The organism is Geothrix sp. PMB-07, assembly GCF_030758935.1.
GTDB lineage: Bacteria > Acidobacteriota > Holophagae > Holophagales > Holophagaceae > Geothrix.
Window position 1 is genome coordinate 1,941,603 of the sequence record NZ_CP132333.1, and the last position, 19,008, is coordinate 1,960,610.

Annotated in this window: 14 protein-coding genes; 7 read left to right on the top strand and 7 right to left on the bottom strand. The window is 65.8% G+C overall.

Annotated features, from left to right (window positions below; all coding sequences use genetic code 11):
- Nucleotides 1–20: 20 nt before the first annotated feature.
- The 3 genes from pstA to Q9293_RS08710 all read right to left on the bottom strand — a co-directional run bounded on the left by pstA (nt 21) and on the right by Q9293_RS08710 (nt 4,864).
- Entirely contained in the window at nt 21–1,619 is a 1,599-nt protein-coding gene (pstA, locus tag Q9293_RS08700) for a phosphate ABC transporter permease PstA (RefSeq protein ID WP_306252089.1), read from the bottom strand.
- Nucleotides 1,619–3,796 (bottom strand): ABC transporter permease subunit, encoded by a 2,178-nt coding sequence (locus Q9293_RS08705; protein ID WP_306252091.1) that lies wholly within the window; start codon nt 3,794–3,796, stop codon nt 1,619–1,621. Before Q9293_RS08705 ends, pstA begins: the two co-directional genes overlap by 1 nt.
- Before the next feature lie 93 nt (nt 3,797–3,889).
- The gene (locus Q9293_RS08710; protein ID WP_306252093.1) at nt 3,890–4,864 is read right to left on the bottom strand and encodes a PstS family phosphate ABC transporter substrate-binding protein; all 975 of its coding nucleotides are present in this window, start codon (nt 4,862–4,864) and stop codon (nt 3,890–3,892) included.
- Between the two features lie 323 nt (nt 4,865–5,187).
- On the opposite strand from Q9293_RS08710, the gene Q9293_RS08715 reads away from it, so the two are divergent.
- From Q9293_RS08715 to Q9293_RS08725, 3 genes are read left to right on the top strand one after another with little or no spacing between them, the layout of a single operon-like run.
- Entirely contained in the window at nt 5,188–7,416 is a 2,229-nt protein-coding gene (locus Q9293_RS08715) for an Rne/Rng family ribonuclease (protein WP_306252095.1), read from the top strand.
- Nucleotides 7,417–7,422: 6 nt separating this feature from the next.
- Nucleotides 7,423–8,145: a ZIP family metal transporter gene (locus tag Q9293_RS08720; RefSeq protein ID WP_306252097.1), complete on the top strand. Its 723-nt coding sequence runs from the start codon at nt 7,423–7,425 to the stop codon at nt 8,143–8,145.
- Nucleotides 8,146–8,170: 25 nt separating this feature from the next.
- On the top strand, nt 8,171–10,471 hold the full coding sequence (locus tag Q9293_RS08725; protein ID WP_306252099.1) for an LPS-assembly protein LptD: 2,301 nt from the start codon (nt 8,171–8,173) through the stop codon (nt 10,469–10,471).
- A gap of 7 nt (nt 10,472–10,478) precedes the next feature.
- On the opposite strand, the gene Q9293_RS08730 is transcribed toward Q9293_RS08725, so the two are convergent.
- The 4 genes from Q9293_RS08730 to kdsB form a co-directional block, all read right to left on the bottom strand.
- Nucleotides 10,479–11,846 carry a diguanylate cyclase gene (locus Q9293_RS08730; protein WP_306252101.1) on the bottom strand — a complete coding sequence of 456 codons (1,368 nt, stop codon included), beginning with the start codon at nt 11,844–11,846 and terminating at the stop codon, nt 10,479–10,481.
- Between the two features lie 46 nt (nt 11,847–11,892).
- Nucleotides 11,893–13,032, bottom strand: coding sequence for an alanine racemase (alr, locus tag Q9293_RS08735; protein ID WP_306252103.1), 1,140 nt, complete (start codon nt 13,030–13,032; stop codon nt 11,893–11,895).
- A complete protein-coding gene (trxB, locus tag Q9293_RS08740) occupies nt 13,032–14,000 on the bottom strand; it encodes a thioredoxin-disulfide reductase (RefSeq protein WP_306252105.1) in 969 nt (322 codons plus the stop codon). Before trxB ends, alr begins: the two co-directional genes overlap by 1 nt.
- A gap of 78 nt (nt 14,001–14,078) precedes the next feature.
- The gene (gene kdsB / locus Q9293_RS08745; RefSeq protein WP_306252108.1) at nt 14,079–14,873 is read right to left on the bottom strand and encodes a 3-deoxy-manno-octulosonate cytidylyltransferase; all 795 of its coding nucleotides are present in this window, start codon (nt 14,871–14,873) and stop codon (nt 14,079–14,081) included.
- Nucleotides 14,874–14,938: 65 nt separating this feature from the next.
- Here kdsB and Q9293_RS08750 point away from each other — a divergent pair, with 65 nt between their 5' ends.
- The 4 genes from Q9293_RS08750 (at nt 14,939) to Q9293_RS08765 (ending at nt 19,006) form a co-directional block, all read left to right on the top strand.
- Nucleotides 14,939–16,990, top strand: a complete 2,052-nt coding sequence (locus Q9293_RS08750) for a chemotaxis protein CheA (RefSeq protein WP_306252110.1) — start codon at nt 14,939–14,941, stop codon at nt 16,988–16,990.
- Nucleotides 16,983–17,414, top strand: a complete 432-nt coding sequence (locus Q9293_RS08755; RefSeq protein WP_306252112.1) for a chemotaxis protein CheW — start codon at nt 16,983–16,985, stop codon at nt 17,412–17,414. Before Q9293_RS08750 ends, Q9293_RS08755 begins: the two co-directional genes overlap by 8 nt.
- Nucleotides 17,415–17,463: 49 nt before the next feature.
- Complete coding sequence (locus tag Q9293_RS08760; RefSeq protein WP_306252114.1) at nt 17,464–18,465, top strand: beta-ketoacyl-ACP synthase III; 1,002 nt, start codon at nt 17,464–17,466, stop codon at nt 18,463–18,465.
- Nucleotides 18,466–18,535: 70 nt separating this feature from the next.
- Nucleotides 18,536–19,006 (top strand): RsmD family RNA methyltransferase, encoded by a 471-nt coding sequence (locus Q9293_RS08765; RefSeq protein WP_306252116.1) that lies wholly within the window; start codon nt 18,536–18,538, stop codon nt 19,004–19,006.
- Nucleotides 19,007–19,008 lie beyond the last annotated feature (2 nt).

Sequence of the window (19,008 nt, forward strand, 5' to 3'; positions counted from 1 at the left end):
GATGGCTCCGGGTTTCATGTTCAGAAAGTGCTCCCCCCCAGACGCTCCCGCAGCTTGCGCCGGAGGTTCAGGGCAAACAGGTTCAGGACCACCACCACCAGCAGCAGCAGGAAGGAGGCCATGAAGACCATGGGCTTGGCCGCCTCGGAGTTCGGGCTCTGGAAGCCCACATCGTAGATATGGAAGCCCAGGTGCATGAACTTGCGGTCGAGGTGGAAGAAGGGGAAGGTGCTGTCCAGAGGCATGGCGGGGGCCAGCTTCACCACGCCCGTGAGCATGAGCGGTGCCACCTCGCCCGCGCCCCGGGCGATGGCCAGGATGAGGCCGGTGAGGATGCCGGGCGTGGCGCTGGGGAGCACGACATTCCAGAGGGTCTGCCACTTGGTGGCACCCATGGCCAGGCTGGCTTCGCGCTGAGAACGGGGCACGGCGCCGAGGGATTCCTCTGTGGCCACCACCACCACGGGTACCGTGAGCAGGGCCAGGGTGAGCGAGGCCCAGAGGATGCCGCCCGTGCCGTAGGTGGGCGTGGGCAGGCTATCCGCGAAGAAGAGCTTGTCGATGCTGCCGCCCAGGCCGTAGACGAAGAAACCCAGGCCGAAGACGCCGAACACGATGGAGGGCACACCCGCCAGGTTGTTCACGGCCACCCGCACGGCTCGCACCAGCCAGCCCTGCTTGGCGTACTCCCGCAGGTAGAGGGCGGTCACCACACCCAGGGGCACCACCAGTACGGACATGACCAGCACCATCATCACGGTGCCGAAAATGGCCGGGAAGATGCCGCCCTCGGTGTTGGATTCGCGCGGGTCATCAGCAGCGAATTCCCAGAGGCGGGAGAGGTAGACGCCCAGCTTGTCGAGGGGGCCCATGGCGTTGGCGGGCACCATGCGCACCACAGCGCCCAGGGAACATTCCTTGGTTTGGCCGTCGGCGGTCTGCAGGTTGAGGGTCCAGGCCTTCGCTTCGGTCCGGCTCTGTTCCAGGCTGCCCTGCAACTGATCATAGGCGGCCTGCAGGTCAGCGGCCTTGGCGTCGAGAGCGCTCAGGCCAGCGGCCTCGCCCTTGGTCTCCAGTTTCTTCCGGGCAAGGCGGACCTGTTCAATGCGCCGGTTGAGATCACCGACCTGGCCCTTCTCGATGGAATGGATGTGGCGCCTCAGGCGGCTGGCTTCGGGCAGGCGCCTTAGCGCTTCCCCCAGAGCCGCGGGCCCTGTGGCAACCTGCTGGCCGTCATGGCTCAGCGAGGCGATGCGGCCGATGAAGGGGCCGTATTCCAGGCGCTCGATGAGGACGGCGTCCTTCGGGCGTTCCTGGGGCCCCAGTCCCGTGGTGGGCACCCAGCGGAAATCCTGGCCGTAGACATCGCGGTTGCCCACGCGGAACTGGATCTTCTCGGTTTCTTCGCCGCGAGCGGGCTCGTGGGCCGTGATTTCACCCAGCAGGGGACCATCCGTGGTCTGCACCTGAACCAGCGGGCTCGGCCAGAAGTAGCCCATGCCCTTGGCCACGATGAAGCCCACGAGGCTGATGATCATGGCAAGGCAGAAGGCCAGCAGGGCTCCGGAGAACCACACAAAGATTCCACCTTGTCGGATGCGGTCGGCCAAGCGGCTCATCAGATGGACTCGTAGCGGCGGCGCAGGCGCTGGCGGACCAGCTCGGCGACAGTGTTGAGGATGAAGGTGAGGACGAAGAGCAGGAAGGCCGCCAGGAACAGCACCCGATAGAGGGTTCCATGCAGCGGGGCTTCCGGCACTTCCACAGCGATGTTGGCGCTGAGCGTGCGCATGCCGTTGAAGGGGCTCCAGTCCAGGATGGGCGTGTTGCCCGTGGCCATGAGCACGATCATGGTTTCCCCGATGGCGCGGCCCAGGCCCACCATGGTCGCGGAGAAGATGCCCGGGCTGGCCGTGGGCAGCACGATGCGCCAGGCGGTCTGCCAGGGGCTGGCGCCACAGGCGAGACTGGCGGAGGTGAGGGACTTGGGTACGCTGGACAGCGCATCCTCACTGATGGTGAAGATGATGGGGATCACGGCAAAACCCATGGCGAAACCCACCACCAGGCTGTTGCGCTGATCGTAGGTGACGCCCATGGCGGTCTGAAGCCAGGTGCGGTAGCTGCCGCCCATGGCGACCCGCTCCACCCAGGGGCCCGCCAGGCTGGTGATCCAGACGCCCAGCAGCAGCACGGGGACCATCCACAGCACCTCCCGTCCCGTGCCGAAGGCATTGCGGAAGGGCAGGGGCAGCCGGCCCCAGAAGGGTGTGGCCAGGAAGGCCAGCAAAAGCACCACGAAGGGGAAGATGAAGACCTCGACAGCCATCTTTTCCAGCAGGGGCGCCATCACGAGACCGGCCAGGAAGCCCAGCACCACCGAGGGCAGAGCCGCCATGATTTCCACGGCGGGCTTGATGGTGTTTTTCAGGCGGGGCGTGGCGAATTGGGAGGTGTAGAGGGCGCCCAGCACCGCCAGTGGAAAGGCGAAGAGCATGGCGTAGAGGGTGCCCTTGAGGGTGCCGAAGACCAGCGGCACCAGGCTGAACTTGGGCTCGAAATCATCCGTGCCGCCGGTGCTCTGCCACACGTATTCAGGCTTTTCGTAGCCCTCGTAGTGTGTCTTGCCCCAGAGGAGGCCGAAGCTCACTTCGGGGTGGGGCGCGTCGAGGCTCCAGACCTTCAGGGCGCCCGTGCCCTCGCTGGCGTGGACGATGAGGTCACCGCGCGGGGCCAGGGCGGCGGAGCCGCGGCCATCCAGGCGGGCGGACATCATCCGGCGTTCGGTGGTCAGGTGATCCACCACGGCTTCGGTGGGGGTCCAGGCGAGGAAGCGCTTGTCGCGCTGGCTGGCCTGGAAGCCAAGCACGGGGCCGCTCAGGCGGGGAAAGGTGTGGAAGGGCTGCAGGGCGAAGACTTCATTCACCCGCACCCGCTGGTACGCCGCCAGCTTCCCTTGTGCGCCGCCCACCAGGAGGCTGGACTGGCCCAGGGCGAATCCCAAGGACTCCACGGGCTCACCGAAGTCGGCTTGAGATGTGACTTGATTGGCTTCGGGATCGAGGATGAGCAGGCGCCCTTCGCGGGTGCCCAGAAAGAGGTTCTTGCCATCCGAACTCCAAAGCGCCGCCGTCGCGTGCAGTGAGGTGTCGAGCGGAAGGGGTTTCCAGGCGAGGGGGGTGGGGGCATCCAGCGAGGCTTCCGACCAGACCAGGCCGCCCTCGGTGCGAGCTACCACGCGCAGCGTGGTGCCACCGCCAAGGCCACCCGCCTCGAGAAGCCGGAAGTGCAGCAGCTCGTTCGGGACCTGATCCATGGCGAGACCGCCTTGCCAGCGGGGTTCCAGGGTCCACTGGGCCGGATCGTTCTCCCCGGCGGGTTTGGACCAGTTCAGCCGGGCGAGGAAGAGGCGGCCGTCGGCACCGGTGATCAGGGATTCTCCGCGGGCATTCAAGGTCGTGAAGGCGCGCCAGGGCAGGGCCGGGCCTTCCGCGGGACCAGGCGCGGCCAGGGCCGTGCCTTCGGGGAACCGCAGGGCCTTCAGTCCTTCCGTGCGGGACAGCAGCACCACCGCTTTGCCGGATTCGTCTACCCAGACTCCCCCGGATGGGGGCGCCTGGACGGTGGCCAGGAACTTGGACTGGGGCGGCACGAAGAGCGGGATGGATTCCTTCATGATGAAGACGAGCATGGCCAGGACGGCGGCGATGATCGTAAGGCCGCCGCCGGAGATGGCGAAGGCCATGAACCGGTCCATGCGCTGGGCTCGTGCCTGCTTGGAAGGGATGCTGGGCATGTCGTCTCTTCGAGGGGCTCAGGTGGTGGAGGGGATCGCTTCAATACACAGCCGTGCCGGAGGAGCTCCCCGGCACGGTTGTGGCATGGATTCCTAGTTCAGCTTGGCGAGTTCGTCGGCTTCCATCTTGGCGGTGAGGGGCAGGAAGCCGTCCTTGACGACGATCTCCTGGCCTTCCTTGCTCAGCACGAACTTGAGGAATTCGCGGGTGAGGGGATCGATGGCCTTCTTGGGATCCTTGTTGATGTAGATGTAGAGGTAGCGGGACAGGGGATACTTGCCGCTGAGGGCGTTGGCGTAGGTCGCCTCAAACACGGCGCCGCCGTTCTTGGTCTCATCGGACATGGGGACGGCGCGCACGCCGGAGGTGGCGTAGCCGATGCCGCTGTAGCCGATGGCGAAGCGGTCGGAACCAACGCTCTGCACCACGGAGGAGGAACCGGGCTGCTCCTTCACGGAATCCTTGTAGTCACCCTTGAAGAGCGCGTGTTCCTTGAAGTAGCCATAGGTGCCGCTGGCGCTGTTGCGGCCGTAGAGGCTGATGGGCTTGTTGGCGGCTTCGCCGGTCAGGCCCAGATCACCCCAGGTCTTGATCTCCTTGGCGTAACCGCCCTTGCGGCCCTTGGAGAAGATGGCATCCACCTGCTGCATGCTGAGCGACTTGATGGGGTTGTTCTTGTTCACGAACACCGCCAGGGTGTCGATGGCCACAGCCACCTTGGTGGGCTTGTAGCCGAACTTCTTCTCGAACTTGTCCGCCTCTTCGCTCTTCATCTCGCGGCTCATGGGGCCCAGCTGGCTGGTGCCTTCAATGAGGGCCGGAGGCGCGGTGGTGGAACCCTTGCCTTCCACCTGGATCTTGACGTTGGGGTATTTTTTGTTGAAGCCCTCCACCCAGTAGGCCATGAGGTTGTTCAGGGTGTCGGAACCAATGGAGTTCAGGTTCCCGCTGATGCCAGACACCTTCTTGTAGGTGGTGACCTTGGGGTCCACCTTGACGTTCTGGGCGGTGGCGGTCACTCCCACCAGGGCGGCCAGCAGGGTCTGGGCCAGGATTCGGATCCTCATGGATGCCTCCTTCAAGGCTTTGATCCTGAGACCCGGAGGTGAAGCGCCTTGTGATGGGCTGTGACATCGTTGTAACTTCCCCATCGATCAAGCTTGCCCTCCCGAGAATAAGTGGGTTTAATGCTTGAAGATCCTGCGGGTCGATCGAGGCACCGCCCGTTCCCGGGGATCACGACCATTCCGATTTTCACAGCGGGTGGCCGAAGTCAGGGCAGGGCCCCCTTCGGTTTCCCCATCTCCCATCCCAAGCCATCCAACCCCAGGGCCGCTGAGCCTGCCGGGCGTAAGCCGCAGCCAGGACCTGGGCCCCGAGAGGAGCCTCCTTGAATTCCAAGAAGACCATGCTGATCAACGCCACCGATCCCGAAGAGATCCGGGTGGCCACTTTGATCGACGGGGTGCTGTTCGACTACGACGTCGAGTTCCTGCACAACGAAAAAATCAAGGGCAACCTGTACAAGGCCAAGGTGGTCCGGGTGGACACCAGCCTCCAGGCCGCCTTCGTTCATTTTGGAGGCCAGAAGAATGGCTTCCTCCCCCTGGGCGAGCTGCCCCGGGATCTGAGTGGCGATGGCCGCCGGGCCCGCATCCAGGACGTGCTCCAGCGGGACCAGGAGATCCTGGTTCAGGCCGTGCGTGAGGAACTGGGCAGCAAGGGCGCCATGATGACCGGCCAGGTGAGCCTGGCGGGCCGCTACCTGGTGATCACCCCCGGCAATCCGGTCAACGGCATCAGCCGGAAGATCGAAGCCACCGAGGAACGGCGCCACTTCAAGCAGCTCATCGATACCCTGGACATCCCCGAGGACATCGGCGTCATCGTGCGAACGGCCAGCCTGGGCGTGACCAAAGAAGACTTCGAGCGCGACCTGGAATACCTGCTCGACACCTACAAGGAAGTGCTCAGCCGCTACAAGCACCGCCACGGTGTGGGCTTGGTGTGGCAGGAGGATGACGTCGTCACCCGCACCCTGCGCGACACCTTCAGCGCCGATGTGGAGGAAGTGCAGATCGACGATCTGGACACCTTCCACGCCGCCCAGTCCTTCTTCAAGCGCACCATGCCGCAGCACTTGGATGTGCTGAAGCACTACACGGGCAAGAAGCCGCTGTTCTCCCGCCATCAGCTGGAAGAGCAGATCGACCGAGTTTATGGCCGCAAGGTGGGCCTGCCCAGCGGCGGCGCCCTGGTGCTGGATCAGACCGAGGCCCTGGTGGCCATCGACGTGAACAGCGGCAAGACCTCTGGCGACGGTGTGGAGGACATGGCCTTCAAGACCAATATGGAGGCCGCGGAAGAAGTGGCCCGCCAGCTGCGGCTGCGCGACCTGGCTGGCCTCATCGCCATCGACTTCATCGACATGAAGCGCGACACCCACATTCGTGCCGTCCAGGATCGACTGGTGGATTGCCTTAAGGCCGACAAGGCCCGCATGGAGGTGGGGAAGATCAACCGCTTCGGCGTGCTGGTGATGACCCGCCAGCGCATCCGTCCCAGCCTGCAGCACGTGAACCACGAGAGCTGCCCGGCCTGTGCCGGAACGGGCAAGGTGAAGACCATCGAGGCCATGGCCCTGTCCGTGGTGCGCAAGCTGCACGGCATCCTGGCCAAGGGCGGCATTGGCGAGATCCGCGTGAAGCTGGCCCCGGCCATTGCCACGGCGGTCCTCAACCAGAAGCGCCGTGAGCTGACTCAGATGGAAGAGGAGAGCGAGGCGAAGATCTCCATCCAGGCCGACTGGTCCATGAGCTACGGGGAGATGTCCGCCGAGATCGAGCGCAGCGAAGAGGTTCCCGTCGAGAAGCCCGCCCCCAGGCCCCATCGGGAGAAGGGCGCTCCTGAAGACGAGACCGTGGTGCTGGGCGGCGATAGTCCCATTTCCTTCGACAAGGCCCTGGGTGTGCATGGCGATGGCCCCAAGGACGCCAAGAAGGAAGCCTTCAAATACGATCGCCGCGACCTCCAGCGGGCGGCCCTCGATGAGCGTGAGCGCCTGCGTGCCCTCTTTGAAAGCGCCAAGCCCGAGGATGATGAGTCCGAGGAGGGGGCCGAGGAGGCTGGCGAGGATGTCAAGGGTGAAGGTGCCAAGCGCAAGCGCCGTCGTCGTCGTCGCAAGGGTGGAGCGGATCGCGGCGCCGAGGCCCAGGTGCAGACCGGGGGCCTGGAACCGCGCCCCGAGCCCAACCAGCGTGCTGTTGAATCTCAGCCCGAACCTCCCAAGGCCACGCCGGATCTGGTCGCCAGCCTGCTGACGCCCAATCCCCGGCCGAAGTTCGGCCAGGCCCAGGCCGCTCCGGCGGTGGAGGAGGTTTCCAAGCCCAAGCGCACCCCGCGCGCCAAGGTGGCTTCCGCGCCTGAGGCTGCTCCGGCTCCGCAGGTCGCTGCCGTGGTTGAGGCCCCTGTGGCCGAAGCTCCCGAGAAGAAGAAGGCTGCGCCCAAAGCGAAGGCCCCCAAGACCCCGGCTGTGAAGAAGGCCAAGGCCGAGAAGCCCGCCCCTGAGGAGGCCCCGAAGGTTAAGGCCACCCGGGCGAAGAAGGCGAAGGTCGAGTAGCCACCCATGTCCCTCTACTGGCTGGCACCGCTTGCGTCCCTGGCCACCCTCCTGGGTGGCTGGGGCGTGGTGCGTTTTCTTCAGGGCCGCGCGCAGTTCATGCGCCTGCTTTCGGGCGTGGCGGCAGGCTACCTGCTGTCGGTCACCCTGGTCCGCGTCATCCCTGAATGCCTGGAAGCCAAGGGCGGCGAGACCAACGCCCTCTGGGTGCTGGGGGGCTACCTGCTGGTGCATGTCATGGAACACGGCATCACCCTGCATTTCCACTACGGTGAGGAAACCCACACCGATGGCTCTCCCCTCAGTGGCGTGCTGGCGCTGGTGGGCCTGTCGTTGCACAGCCTCATGGATGGCGTGGCCATTGCCGCCGCGCTGGCCACGCACAGCAACCTGGGGCCATTGGTGCTGCTGGGCATCCTCTTCCACCGCATCCCGGAAGGCGGCACCATCGCCTCGATCTTTCTGGTGCGGGGCTTCGGCAACCGCGGCGCGCTCATGGCCGCTGGCACCCTCGCCCTGGCGGCCCTGCTGGGTTCGGCTGGGCAATCCCTGCTGAGCCTTCCCACGGGCCCGATCCTGGGCCTCACCGCTGGTCTGGCGCTGTACGTGGCCAGCTCCGATCTGCTGCCCGAAGTGCAGAAGGTGTCAGGGTTCCGCAGCACCATTGCCCTGCTGTCCGGTGTGGGGATCTTCCTGATCAGTGCGCGGCTGCTGCCGCACCATCACTGAGCCATTCATGGGGCGGAACCGTTCCTTGGGGCGTCATCTGCTGTTGGCCGCCTTGCCGGCCTGGCTGGTGGCCCAGGAACTGCCGCGCACACCCAGCCTGGACCCGCTGGAGGCGCCAACGCCAGCAGAGCTTCTGCCGCTGCGGCCCTTCCAGATGGAAAGCGGGCCGGGGCATTCACGCGTGCCCTTTACCTGGCGTGGGGAGCGGGTTCGGGAGGAGGGCGACCTCTGGATTCTGGAGCAAGGTGCCATTCAGGCCGAGGGACTCCTGCTGCTGGCCGACCGCATCGTGTACCGGATGTCTGAAGGTGAGTTGTCTGCCGAAGGGCACATCCGCCTGGAAGGGCCCGATCTGCGCCTCCGCTGTGAGCGCCTGCGGATGGCCTGGCGGCAGCGCTCCGGCGAGGCCTGGGCTCTGCAGATGGATCTGCCTCCCAGCTGGACCCTGCGTTCCGGCCATGTGGCTTTTGCCACCCTGAGGACCTGGTCCTTCGATGCGGTGGAACTGAGCCCCTGTCCCGAAGAACGGCCAGGCTGGAAGTCCAAGCTCTCGAGCCTGAAAGTGGATCTGGATGGTTTCGCCACCCTGCGCAACGCGCACATCTATCTGGGCTCCATTCCCACGCCCTACTTCATTCCCTGGGCGGTCTACCCGGCCCAGATGGAGCGCACCTCGGGCCTGCTCCCCCCCAAGCTGGGCTACTCGAACACCTTTGGGGCCACCGTCGGGCTTTCCCATTACCAGGTGTTCGGCGATGCGCTGGATGCCACCTTCTCGCCGGAATATTTCAGCAAGGAGGGCATGCTCTGGGGCGGCGAGGCTCGCTGGAACCCGGACCTCACCCACCAGGGCAGCTTCTCGGGGGAGACCATTCATCAGCGCAGCCTGGATACCCGGCGCTACCGCTTCAACCTCAAGGAAGTCTGGCAGCGGGAGGATGGCTGGCAGCTCACCGCTGATGTGAACCAGGCATCGGACAACTTGGTGGATGCGGATTTTGGCAAGGGGCTCGGCAACCTTGGCGCCACCAGTTTCGATTCGGCCCTCTATCTGGGCCGCAGCTTCACCTTTGGGAGCCTCAGCCTGTCCGCGGCGGAACAGCGCAGCTTCTTCTTCACGAAAGATCAGGGTGATCCCTTCTACAGCCCCGAATTCCCAGCCTCCCTGCGGCGGCAGACCCTTCCCCAGGGGGAATTCCGCTTCTTTCCGGTGGCTGTGCTGGGGCCGCTCTACCTTGACGGTGGCGTCCGCCTTGGCCGTTTCGCCTACCGAATTGAGGGCAGCGCGGAAGCGCCCGAACGCAGCTACAGCTGGGATCGCCAGGATGCCAATACCCGGCTTCATGGGCGTCTCGGGCAATGGGGGCCCTTCAGGGCCGATTTGGAAATGATGGGGCGTGCCACGCACTACAGTTCCAGCCTGGAGGCGCCGGTCTTCGATCCGGCGGCCGGGGTCGATGGCGCCGTGGTGAACCCTGCCACCAGCCCCTTCCAGGTGGATGGCGCCGCCGCCACAAGATACCTCTTCTCCAGCCACCTGCGTTTCTCCGGCCCCCAGGTGGGCCGCAGCTTCAAGGATGTGTCCTTGCTGGGCTACACGGGTGAGCTGAAACATGTGGTGGAGCCCTATTTCGGCTTTACAGAGACCAGCCGCTACGGGGAGGCCGGCACCCTGCCGCGCTTCGACATTCTCGATTCGTTCCCGGGTGTCAACGAAAGCGCCTCCGGCGAGCGCAGCTTCGAAGTGGGCTTTAAGCAGCACATTCTGGGACGCGGAATGTCGGGGAGCAGTTTTGCTGACCTTGCGCGGTTGCGCATCGCCACCCGGTACCACGCCACGCCCATCATCCTCAGCGATGGCCGCTACAAGAAGGGCTGGTCCTCCGTGGACACGGACCTGGATGTGGAGCCGGATGAAACCTGGCGCCTTAGCCTGCGGCGCTCTTCGGAGGTGGGGAACGGCGGCTCTGACAATGCCCTCAGCGTGGACATGAAGGCGCAGGAAGGAGGCCGGTTCAACCTGGCCTATTTCTCGACCGGTATCAACCGCTTCCTGGTCCGCCAGCAGGGCTTGCAGGTGGGCGGACTCCAGCGGCTCTGGGACGACCGGGTGCGGCTGGAATTCAGCGCCAACTATGACTTCAAGTTCAAGGGCTTCGCTTCCAGCCAGGTGGCCTTGGCTTATGTCCGGCCCTGCGTGGCCTACATCCTGAAATACACCCACGTGGCCCTGAACACTGCCCTGGTTTCAGGAGGCAGGGAAGACCGCGTGGACTTCACCTTGACGCTGCGGGGGCTGGGGGATCTCTTCAGTTACCGCTACTAAACCAGCGCTACCGGGCCCGAGGCGGGTACTCGCCTTCGTTGGCGACCACCACCCGGTTCCGGCCCAGGTTCTTGGCTTGGTACAGGGCCTTGTCCACCTGGGCCATGAGGTCCTCGATGCTGGAGGGCCCCGGTCCGCAGACTCCGAAGCTCATGGTGGGGAAGATCGTCTGTCCCGAGGGAAGGTGGAGGGGCTCTTCGTCGATGCATTTCCGCAGCTTGTGGGCCACCTCAGCCCCGCCCTTGAGCGTGGTTTCCGTCAGCAGCACGGCGAATTCCTCGCCGCCGATGCGAAAGGCCAAGTCGGATTTGCGCAGCGCTTCATGGAAGCGGGCGGCCATCTGGCGAAGCACCTCGTCGCCCACGGGATGGCCGAAGCGGTCGTTGATGAGCTTGAAATGGTCCACATCGCCCAGCACCAGGACGAAGGCCCGTCGGTGGCGCTCCCACTGCCGCACCGCGTGCTCCAGGTTCTGGTCGAAGGCCCGCCGGTTGAGCAGCTCCGTCAGAGGATCCGTGAGCACTTCGTTGCGCAGGGCCGCCGCCTCGATCTCCAGCATGGCGCGACGTTCCCGCAGGTCGTGGATGGCGGATTCGTATTCGGTCTGGATGCGCTTGGCGTGCACCCACTCGATGGCGCGTTTGCAGGCGTGGATCAGGCGCGGGCCGGAAAGGGGCAGGGGCACCCAATCGGAGATGCCCGCGAGGATGAGGCGGCGCTGCGAAGCTTCATCCTTCACTTGCCCGAGGAGGATCGTATAGGGGAGGCGGTTCTGTTCCCGCAGCTGGGCCAGCAGGGCCAGGGCGCCGTCCACACCCCCCGAGGAAAGCCCCAGGATCAGCACGGGGGCCTTCAACACCCGCTGGGCCTCGCTGGCATTGCGAGCTGGCGGGGTATGCACCTCCATCGCGTAGTGTTGCAGCAGGTCCCGCGTCCGTTGGGCCAGGCTCGCGTGGAGGCCCACGGCCAGGACAGGCAGGTGCTGGCCCTCATCCCGGGACCGGCCTCCGGCCATGACGGGGCCCAGGTGGTTGAGCAGCTGCTGGATGCTGTAGCCCGCCAGAATGTAACCATCGGCTTCGGCGGCGTGTAGGGATCGGGCGTCTTCATCCGTCACCGAGTGATCGTGGATGAGGAAGATGGGCAAGTTCCGGAACAGCACCCGGGCTTCGGTACGCAGTAGGCGGCAGAGACGGTAGCCGTCCATGGGATCGCCGCTGGCGTCCACCAGCAGCACCTGGGTCTCGCCCCAGGAATCCATGGCCAGGGCTTCCAGGGGATCGTTGGCGTGGAGAATGCGGTGCCCCGCCCCCTCGAACGCCATGCGCAGACGCTCAACAAGGTCGACATGTTGGGAGATGACCAGCAGGTTCATGGAGGAGCCAAGAGGGTCCTCAATGGTAGTGCAGAACGCGCGTGGTTTAGGAAAAATAACGCCGAGTGATGCGTCGATGCAGGGCGCAGGTCAGTTCGTAGGGGATGGTGTTCAAGGCCTGGGCCAGCCTTTCCACGCTGTGGGGTTCGGAGGGATCCGCGCTGAAGAGGGTCATGGGGTCCCCTGGGGTGACCGGCACCTCGCCGGGCAGCGCCACGGTGAGGTAATCCATGGACACCCGACCCACCACTGGGAAGGTGCGTCCTTTGAAACCCACGACAGCCCGGTTGCCCAGGTCGCGGCGGTACCCATCCGCGTAGCCGCAAGCCAGGGTGGCGATCTGCATGGGCTGCGGGGCCACAAAGGTGCGGCCGTAGCCCACGGTGGTGCCTGCAGGGACAGTCTTCACCCGGGCCACTTCGGCCACCAGGGCCAGGGCGGGCTCCAGACCCAAGACTCGGCCTTCGGGCACCGTGGTGAGGCCGAAGAGGGCCAAGCCCGGCCGGATGTGGGTGTCCCGGTCCAGCAGATTGCGCAGGCAGGCGTCGCTGTTGCCATGATGGCGCTGGGGCGGATGGATGCCGGCATCGGACAGCTGAGACAAGCAGGCGTCGAAGACCCGCCGTTGCCTCAACGCGAAGCCTTGGTCGGGATCGTCGGCAGTGGCGAAGTGGCCCATGACGCCGTCCGTCCAGGGCGAGAGCTGGCGCAGGTCCTCCAGGCACTCACTCAACTCCGAAGGCAGCAGGCCGAAGCGGCCCATGCCCGTGTCCAGCTTCAGGTGCAACCGCACGGGATGGGAAGACAGGGCTCGGGCGTAGTCGCGCAGGTGCTCAGGGCCCACCACGGCGATGCTGAGGCCTTCGGCGCTGGCGGCGGGCAGGGCTTCGGGGCGCAATCCACCCAGCACGAGGATGGGACATTCGATGCCGCCTTGGCGTAGCTCAAGGCCTTCTTCCAGATTGGACACAGCCAATCCATGGGTCCCGGCGGCGGCCAAGGCGCGCCCCACATGGACGGCTCCGTGGCCGTAGGCATTGGCCTTGACCACGGCCCACACCTCTCGCCCCCCGGCGGCGGCGCGGATGCGGCCCAGGTTCCGCCCGATGCGGCCCAGATCCACCTCCGCCCGGAGGGCCCGGCCCTCGGGATGCCGCTTCAGGGGTTCGAGGTGTTCTTCGTTCACTACTCGGCCAGGCCCTTCTCCGCCAGCCAGCGCTCGGCGTCGATGGCCGCCATGCAGCCGCTGCCCGCGGCAGTGATGGCCTGCCGGTAGGTGTGATCCTGCACGTCGCCGCAGGCGAAGACGCCTTCGATGGCGGTGCGGCTGGAGCCCTTCTCCACCAGCAGGTAGCCGGTCTCGTCCATGGGCAGCTGGCCCTTGAAGAGGCTGGTGTTCGGCTCGTGGCCGATGGCGACGAAGAGGCCTTCTACCGGAAGCTCGGATTCCGTGCCGTCCACGGTGTCTTTGAGCTTCAGGGCGCGGATCTTCTCCACCTTTTCCCCCATGGGGGTCTCATGGGTGGCGGTAATGACATCCAGCACAGCCTTGTTCCACACGGGCTGGATTTTCTCGTTCTTGAAGGCCCGCTCCTGCATGGCCTTGGAGGCCCGCAGCTTGTCCCGGCGGTGGATGAGGTGGACCTTCGTGGCGAACTTGGTGAGGAAGGTGGCCTCTTCCACGGCGGTGTCGCCGCCGCCCACCACGGCGATCTCCTTGCCGCGGAAGAAGAAGCCATCGCAGGTGGCGCAGGCGCTGACGCCGCCGCCGGTGCGCGAGAGCTGTTCATCCTTGCCGATGCCCAGCCACTTGGCGGAGGCGCCGGTGGCGATGATCACGGCGTCGGCGGTGTATTCGCCCTTGTCGGTGGTGAGTTTGAAGGGGCGGCTTTGGAGGTCGGCCTTGAGCACGGTCTCGGATTTGATGGTGGTGCCGAAGCGCAGCACTTGCTCGCGCATTTCGTCCATGAGGGCCGGGCCTTCGATGCCCTTGCGGAAGCCTGGGAAGTTCTCCACCTCGGTGGTGATGGTCAGCTGGCCGCCGGGCTGGGCGCCTTCAAAAACCAGGGGGGCAAGGTTGGCGCGCGAGGTGTAGAGGGCGGCGGTGTAGCCGGCGGGGCCGGTACCGATCACGACGACTTTGTGGTGGCTCACAACATCTCCTGGCAGGGAACGGGCGCGGGGCCCAGCCCGATAGTCTAGCGCGACCCTGGTTCCCAAAAACGGCGGCTCCTAGACCGCGAGCCCCCGTTCCCGAAGGAGCGCCTCGGCGGCAGCCACATCAGCGGGCACATCCACACCCAGGCTGAGAAAAGGCGTATGCGCCACGCCGATGGGCATGCCTGAAGCCAGGGCCCGCAATTGCTCCAGCATTTCAAACTGTTCGAGGGGGTGGGGCGGCAGCTGGGTGAAGGCCCGCAGGGCCTCGGGTCGGTACGCGTAGATGCCCAGGTGACGCTGGAAGAAGGCCAGCTGCTCAGGCTTCAGCCAGGGCCGGAAATCCGGCTCGAAGACTGTGGAGTTCCGCAGGTAGGGAATGGGGCTGCGGCTGAAGTACAGGGCCCGGTGCAGGTCGCTGACCACCACCTTGACGGCGTTGGGATTGAAGAGTTCATCCACCTGGGCGAAGGGGCAGGCGGCGGTGCCCATGGGCAGATCCGGCTGGTCGCGCATAAGCGCCACCACGGCGGCCACGGTCTCGGGATGCATGGCCGGTTCGTCTCCCTGGATGTTCAGCACGCAATCGAAGGATTCCCCCCGCTCCACAAGGGCTTCCAGGGCCGCCGCGGCGCGGTCGGTGCCCGAGGGCAGGGCGGGATCCGTCATCACAGCCTCGCCCCCGAAGCCCGTCACGCAGGCGGCGATGCGGTCATCATCCGTGGCCACCACCACCCGATGCACGCCCTCGGCCCGGCGGGCGGCCTCGTAGACCCACTGGATCATGGGTTTCCCGGCGATGGGTGCCAGGGGCTTGCCCGGAAAGCGGGAAGCCTGGAAGCGGGAGGGGAGCACGGCGAGGGTTCGCATGGGGCCAGTGTAAAGCAGCGGATGCTCCCGGATTCCAGACCCTCGGGACCTGTGCCGATGCCACCATGACCGGGGGCACCCTTTTGGACCAATCCTTCGATGATGTCTGGGCAGAGTGTGAGGACCTGTTCGCGCAGGCCCGGAAGACCCTTGTCGGCCTGAAGGAAACGCAGCCCGCCCACGTGGTGCAGGCCTCGGTGAACGCATTGTTCCGCACCACCCATACCCTCAAGGGCATGGCGGGCATGCTGGGGTTCCCCAGCTTCAGCCGCGCGGCCCACCGCATGGAGGATATCTTCGACCTCATGCGCCAGGGGCGGCTACGCTCCACAGATTCCCTGGTGGAAACCCTCGAGGCCGGGATGATGGCCCTGGAATCGGGTTTGAACGGCCTGCGCCGGGGACGCCCAGAGCCCGAGGACTACTTGTCCCCTCTGCGCAAGCAGCTGGGGGAACTGGAGGCCCTGGCCCGCCCCACGGAAGGGGGTGCCCAGGATCTGACCTCCATGCTGGATCTGCCGCCGGAGGCGCTGAAGGCCCTTTCGGAGTATGAGCGGACGCGGGTGACGGCCCTGCTCATGAGCGGCATGCCCATCCACGGAGCCACCATCTGCCTGGAGTTCGCCACCTTCGATGAGCGTCTGCGGGTTCTGAACGAGGCGCTGGCGGGTTTGGGGGAACTCATCTCCACGCTGCCCTGCGATGCGCCGGAGGACCGCGAGGGCATGGGCTTCCTCCTGCTGGCCGGTTGTCCCGCCCTCGATCCGGCCATGCTTCCCACCCTTGAAGGGGAACTGGTCGGCACCGCCCTGCTGGCCGATCCCAGCCGGGTGCCGGACAGCCTGAGGAATCCACCCACCCTTGCGGTGGAGGAGGTTGTTCCGCCGATTCCGGTGGTGGAACCCGAGTCTGCCGCTCCGCAAGCGCCCCATGCCCAGGAAGTGGAGATCCTCCGTTTGCCGGCCCATCGAGTGGAGGCCTTGGAAGCCCGGCTGATGGCCGTGGGCCAGCTGCGGGATGCGGCCAGCCAGCTGCTGCACAAGGGCATGGATATCCGCGATGACCGTCCTTCAGCCCTCATGGCCCAGATCCAGGACGGCCTCCTGGAGGTTCAGAAATCCCTGCTGCAGATGCGCATGCTCCGGGTCGAGAGCCTCTTCGCCCGTATTGAGCCCATGGTGAAGAGCCTCAGCCGAGACACGGGCAAACCCGTGAAACTGACTTTTCAGGGCAGCGATCTGGAGTTGGAACGGGGCCTGCTGGGCAGGCTCACCGACCCCTTCCTGCATCTGGTTCGCAATGCGGTGGACCATGGGCTGGAGACACCTTCCGAGCGCCTGGCCTTGGGAAAAAGTGAGGCTGGTTCCATCCGCATTTCCGCCTCCCAGCGGGGGCGAAACATCCGCTTCGACATCCGTGATGATGGGCGGGGCTTCGATCTGGCGCGCATCGAGGCCCGTGGTGTGGCGCTGGGTCTGCTGAAGGCCGGGCAGGCGCACACGCCTGAACGGCTGCACCGACTGACCTTGGAACCCGGGTTCTCCACCCAGGAGCGGGCCTCTCAGATTTCCGGACGGGGCGTGGGCATGGATGTGGTCAGGGCGGAGATCGAGGCGCTGGGCGGAGAGATCCACCTTTCCAGCGAAGCGCGGCGGGGCAGCCTCATCCGACTGAGCATCCCCCTCAGTCGGGCGGTGGCGAGTTGCCTGAAGGTGCGCTGCGACCGCCAGTCCTTCGGCATCCCCCTGGTGAATGTGGTTCGGGTGCAAGCAGGCGATCAGGTCCACCGGGGTGGGGATCAAGTGCAGGTGTTCGGCAATTCCATTCCCCTGGAATCCCTTCAGGCGTGTCTGGGGCTGCCAGAACCGGATGGCCAGCGTTCCTTCGTGGTGTTGAGCACCCAGGGGGCCTCGGCTCGGAGCGTGGAAGTGGCCATCGGCGTCGATGCCATCCTGGGGCGCGGGGAAGTCCTGCTAAGAAGCTTGCCTGAACTGGCCCACGCGGCGGGCATCATGGGAGGCAGTCCCCAGGAGGATGGCATCCTCTGGGTGCTGGATCCGGAGGCCACGCTGAGCCTGGCCATGAACTCCCTCATGCGGCGGGTGGCCAATGTCTGAGCATCGCACCTGGCTGCACGCCAAGGCCGCAGGCATGGATCTGCTCATTGCCACGTCGGATCTGCGGGAAGTGGTCGCCTCCGCGCCCATTTCGCCCCTGCCGGGCCGACCCGCAGGCATCGCGGGGGTGGTGGTGTACGAGGGCGAATTCCTGCCTGTGTTGGCCTGGAATGAACTCCCGGGGTGCGCGGCACCCCCGGGCCAGCCCGTGGCCTTGGCCGTGCTGCGGCCCCGGCTGGGCATTCCGCTGGAGCGCCTCATCGGCACCACGGATCTGCCTCACGGCATTCTGCGGGAGCCGGAAGAAAGCGACCCGGCACTTCCATGGCTGGGGGGCATCGCCCAAGAGGAAGATCAGATTTTCCGCCTGCTGGATGCGGACCGCCTCGTGGCGCTGCTGCGTCGCTTCAGGGGTGAACACTGACGGGCCGGGCTGGTCTATGAGATGATCGGGGTTTCGTACCGGAGGCCCCTTGAACCGTCGTCTTTCCGCCCCCGTTGGCATCACCGCTACCGGCCAGTGTTTTCCTCCCCGGGTGGTCACCAATGATGATCTGTCCAAGATCATGGAAACCAATGACGAGTGGATCCGCAGCCGCACGGGCATCGGCCAGCGCCGCTGGGTCGAGCCGGGCGTCGGGGCTTCCCATCTCGGCGCTCCGGCCCTGCAGATGGCCCTGGACAACCGCGGCATCAAGGCCTCTGAGCTGGACATGATTCTCGTCACCACGGTGACGCCCGATACGCTCTTCCCGGCCACGGCCTGCCGCATCCAGCAGATGGTTGGCGCCGAGAACGCCTTTGGCTTTGATCTGAACGCAGCCTGCTCGGGCTTCCTCTTTGCGCTCACCACCGCCTGCAGCCTGGTCGCCGCGGGTGGCGTAAAACGCATCGGCATTGTCGGCGTGGACATCATGTCCACCATCATCAACAAGGAAGATCGCGCCACGGCCGTGCTGTTCGGCGATGGCGCCGGAGCGGTCATCGTAGAGCGCGTGGAGGAGGGCCTGGGCATTCTGGATTTCGAGCACCGGATCGATGGCTCGGGCGGCTGCTTCCTCTACATGCCAGCGGGTGGCTCGCTGAAGCCGGCCACCGCCGAGACCGTGGCGGCCAAGGAGCACTATGTGCACCAGGCCGGCAGCGAGGTCTTCAAGAACGCCGTGCGCGAAATGGCGGACAACAGCCGCATGCTCATGGACCGGAACGGCTTCACGGGCGACCAGCTCAAGCTCTTCGTGCCCCACCAGGCCAACATCCGCATCATGGATGCCGCCGCCAAGCGGCTGGAACTGGATCCCTCCCGTATGATGGTCAACATCGACAAATACGCCAACACCACCACGGCCACCATCCCCACGGCCCTGCACCAGGCCTTCGAGCAGAAGCGCATGGCCAAGGGCGACCTGGTGGCGCTGGCGGCCTTCGGCGCCGGATTCACCTGGGGAGCCACACTCCTCCGCTGGGCCTACTGAAGCCCCGCCCATGCGGGTGGTGGCTGGAACCCTGAGGGGGCGCCGGTTGGCGGCGCCCCCCCCAGGGGATTTGCGCGTCCGCCCCACGGCGGACCGAGCCCGGGAGGCCCTCTTCTCCATCCTCCAGAGATGGCCGAGCGGCGCCTTCCTGGACCTCTGTGCAGGCACCGGGGCCGTGGGAATCGAGGCGCATTCCAGGGGGTACGCCCCCGTGGTGTGCGTGGAGGCCGCCGAACCAGGCTGGTCCTGCCTTCGTAAAAACCTGGGGGATTTGCCCGTGAAGGCGGTCCAGGCCGACCTCCGGAAACTGGCCGCCGGGGCATTCCAGGATCAGGCGGTGATCTTCCTGGATCCGCCCTATGAACTGGCCCCGTCCTTCTGGACCCGGCTGGCTCCGGTGCTGCGGGCCTGGATGGCCCCCGATGGGATCCTTGTTTTTGAAACGGACAGGAATACTGCGCTGGAATTACAGCCCGGGTGGACCCTGGCCGAAACACGCGAATATGGCGCTGCCCGATTCCATCTCTGGATCCCTGCCTGAAC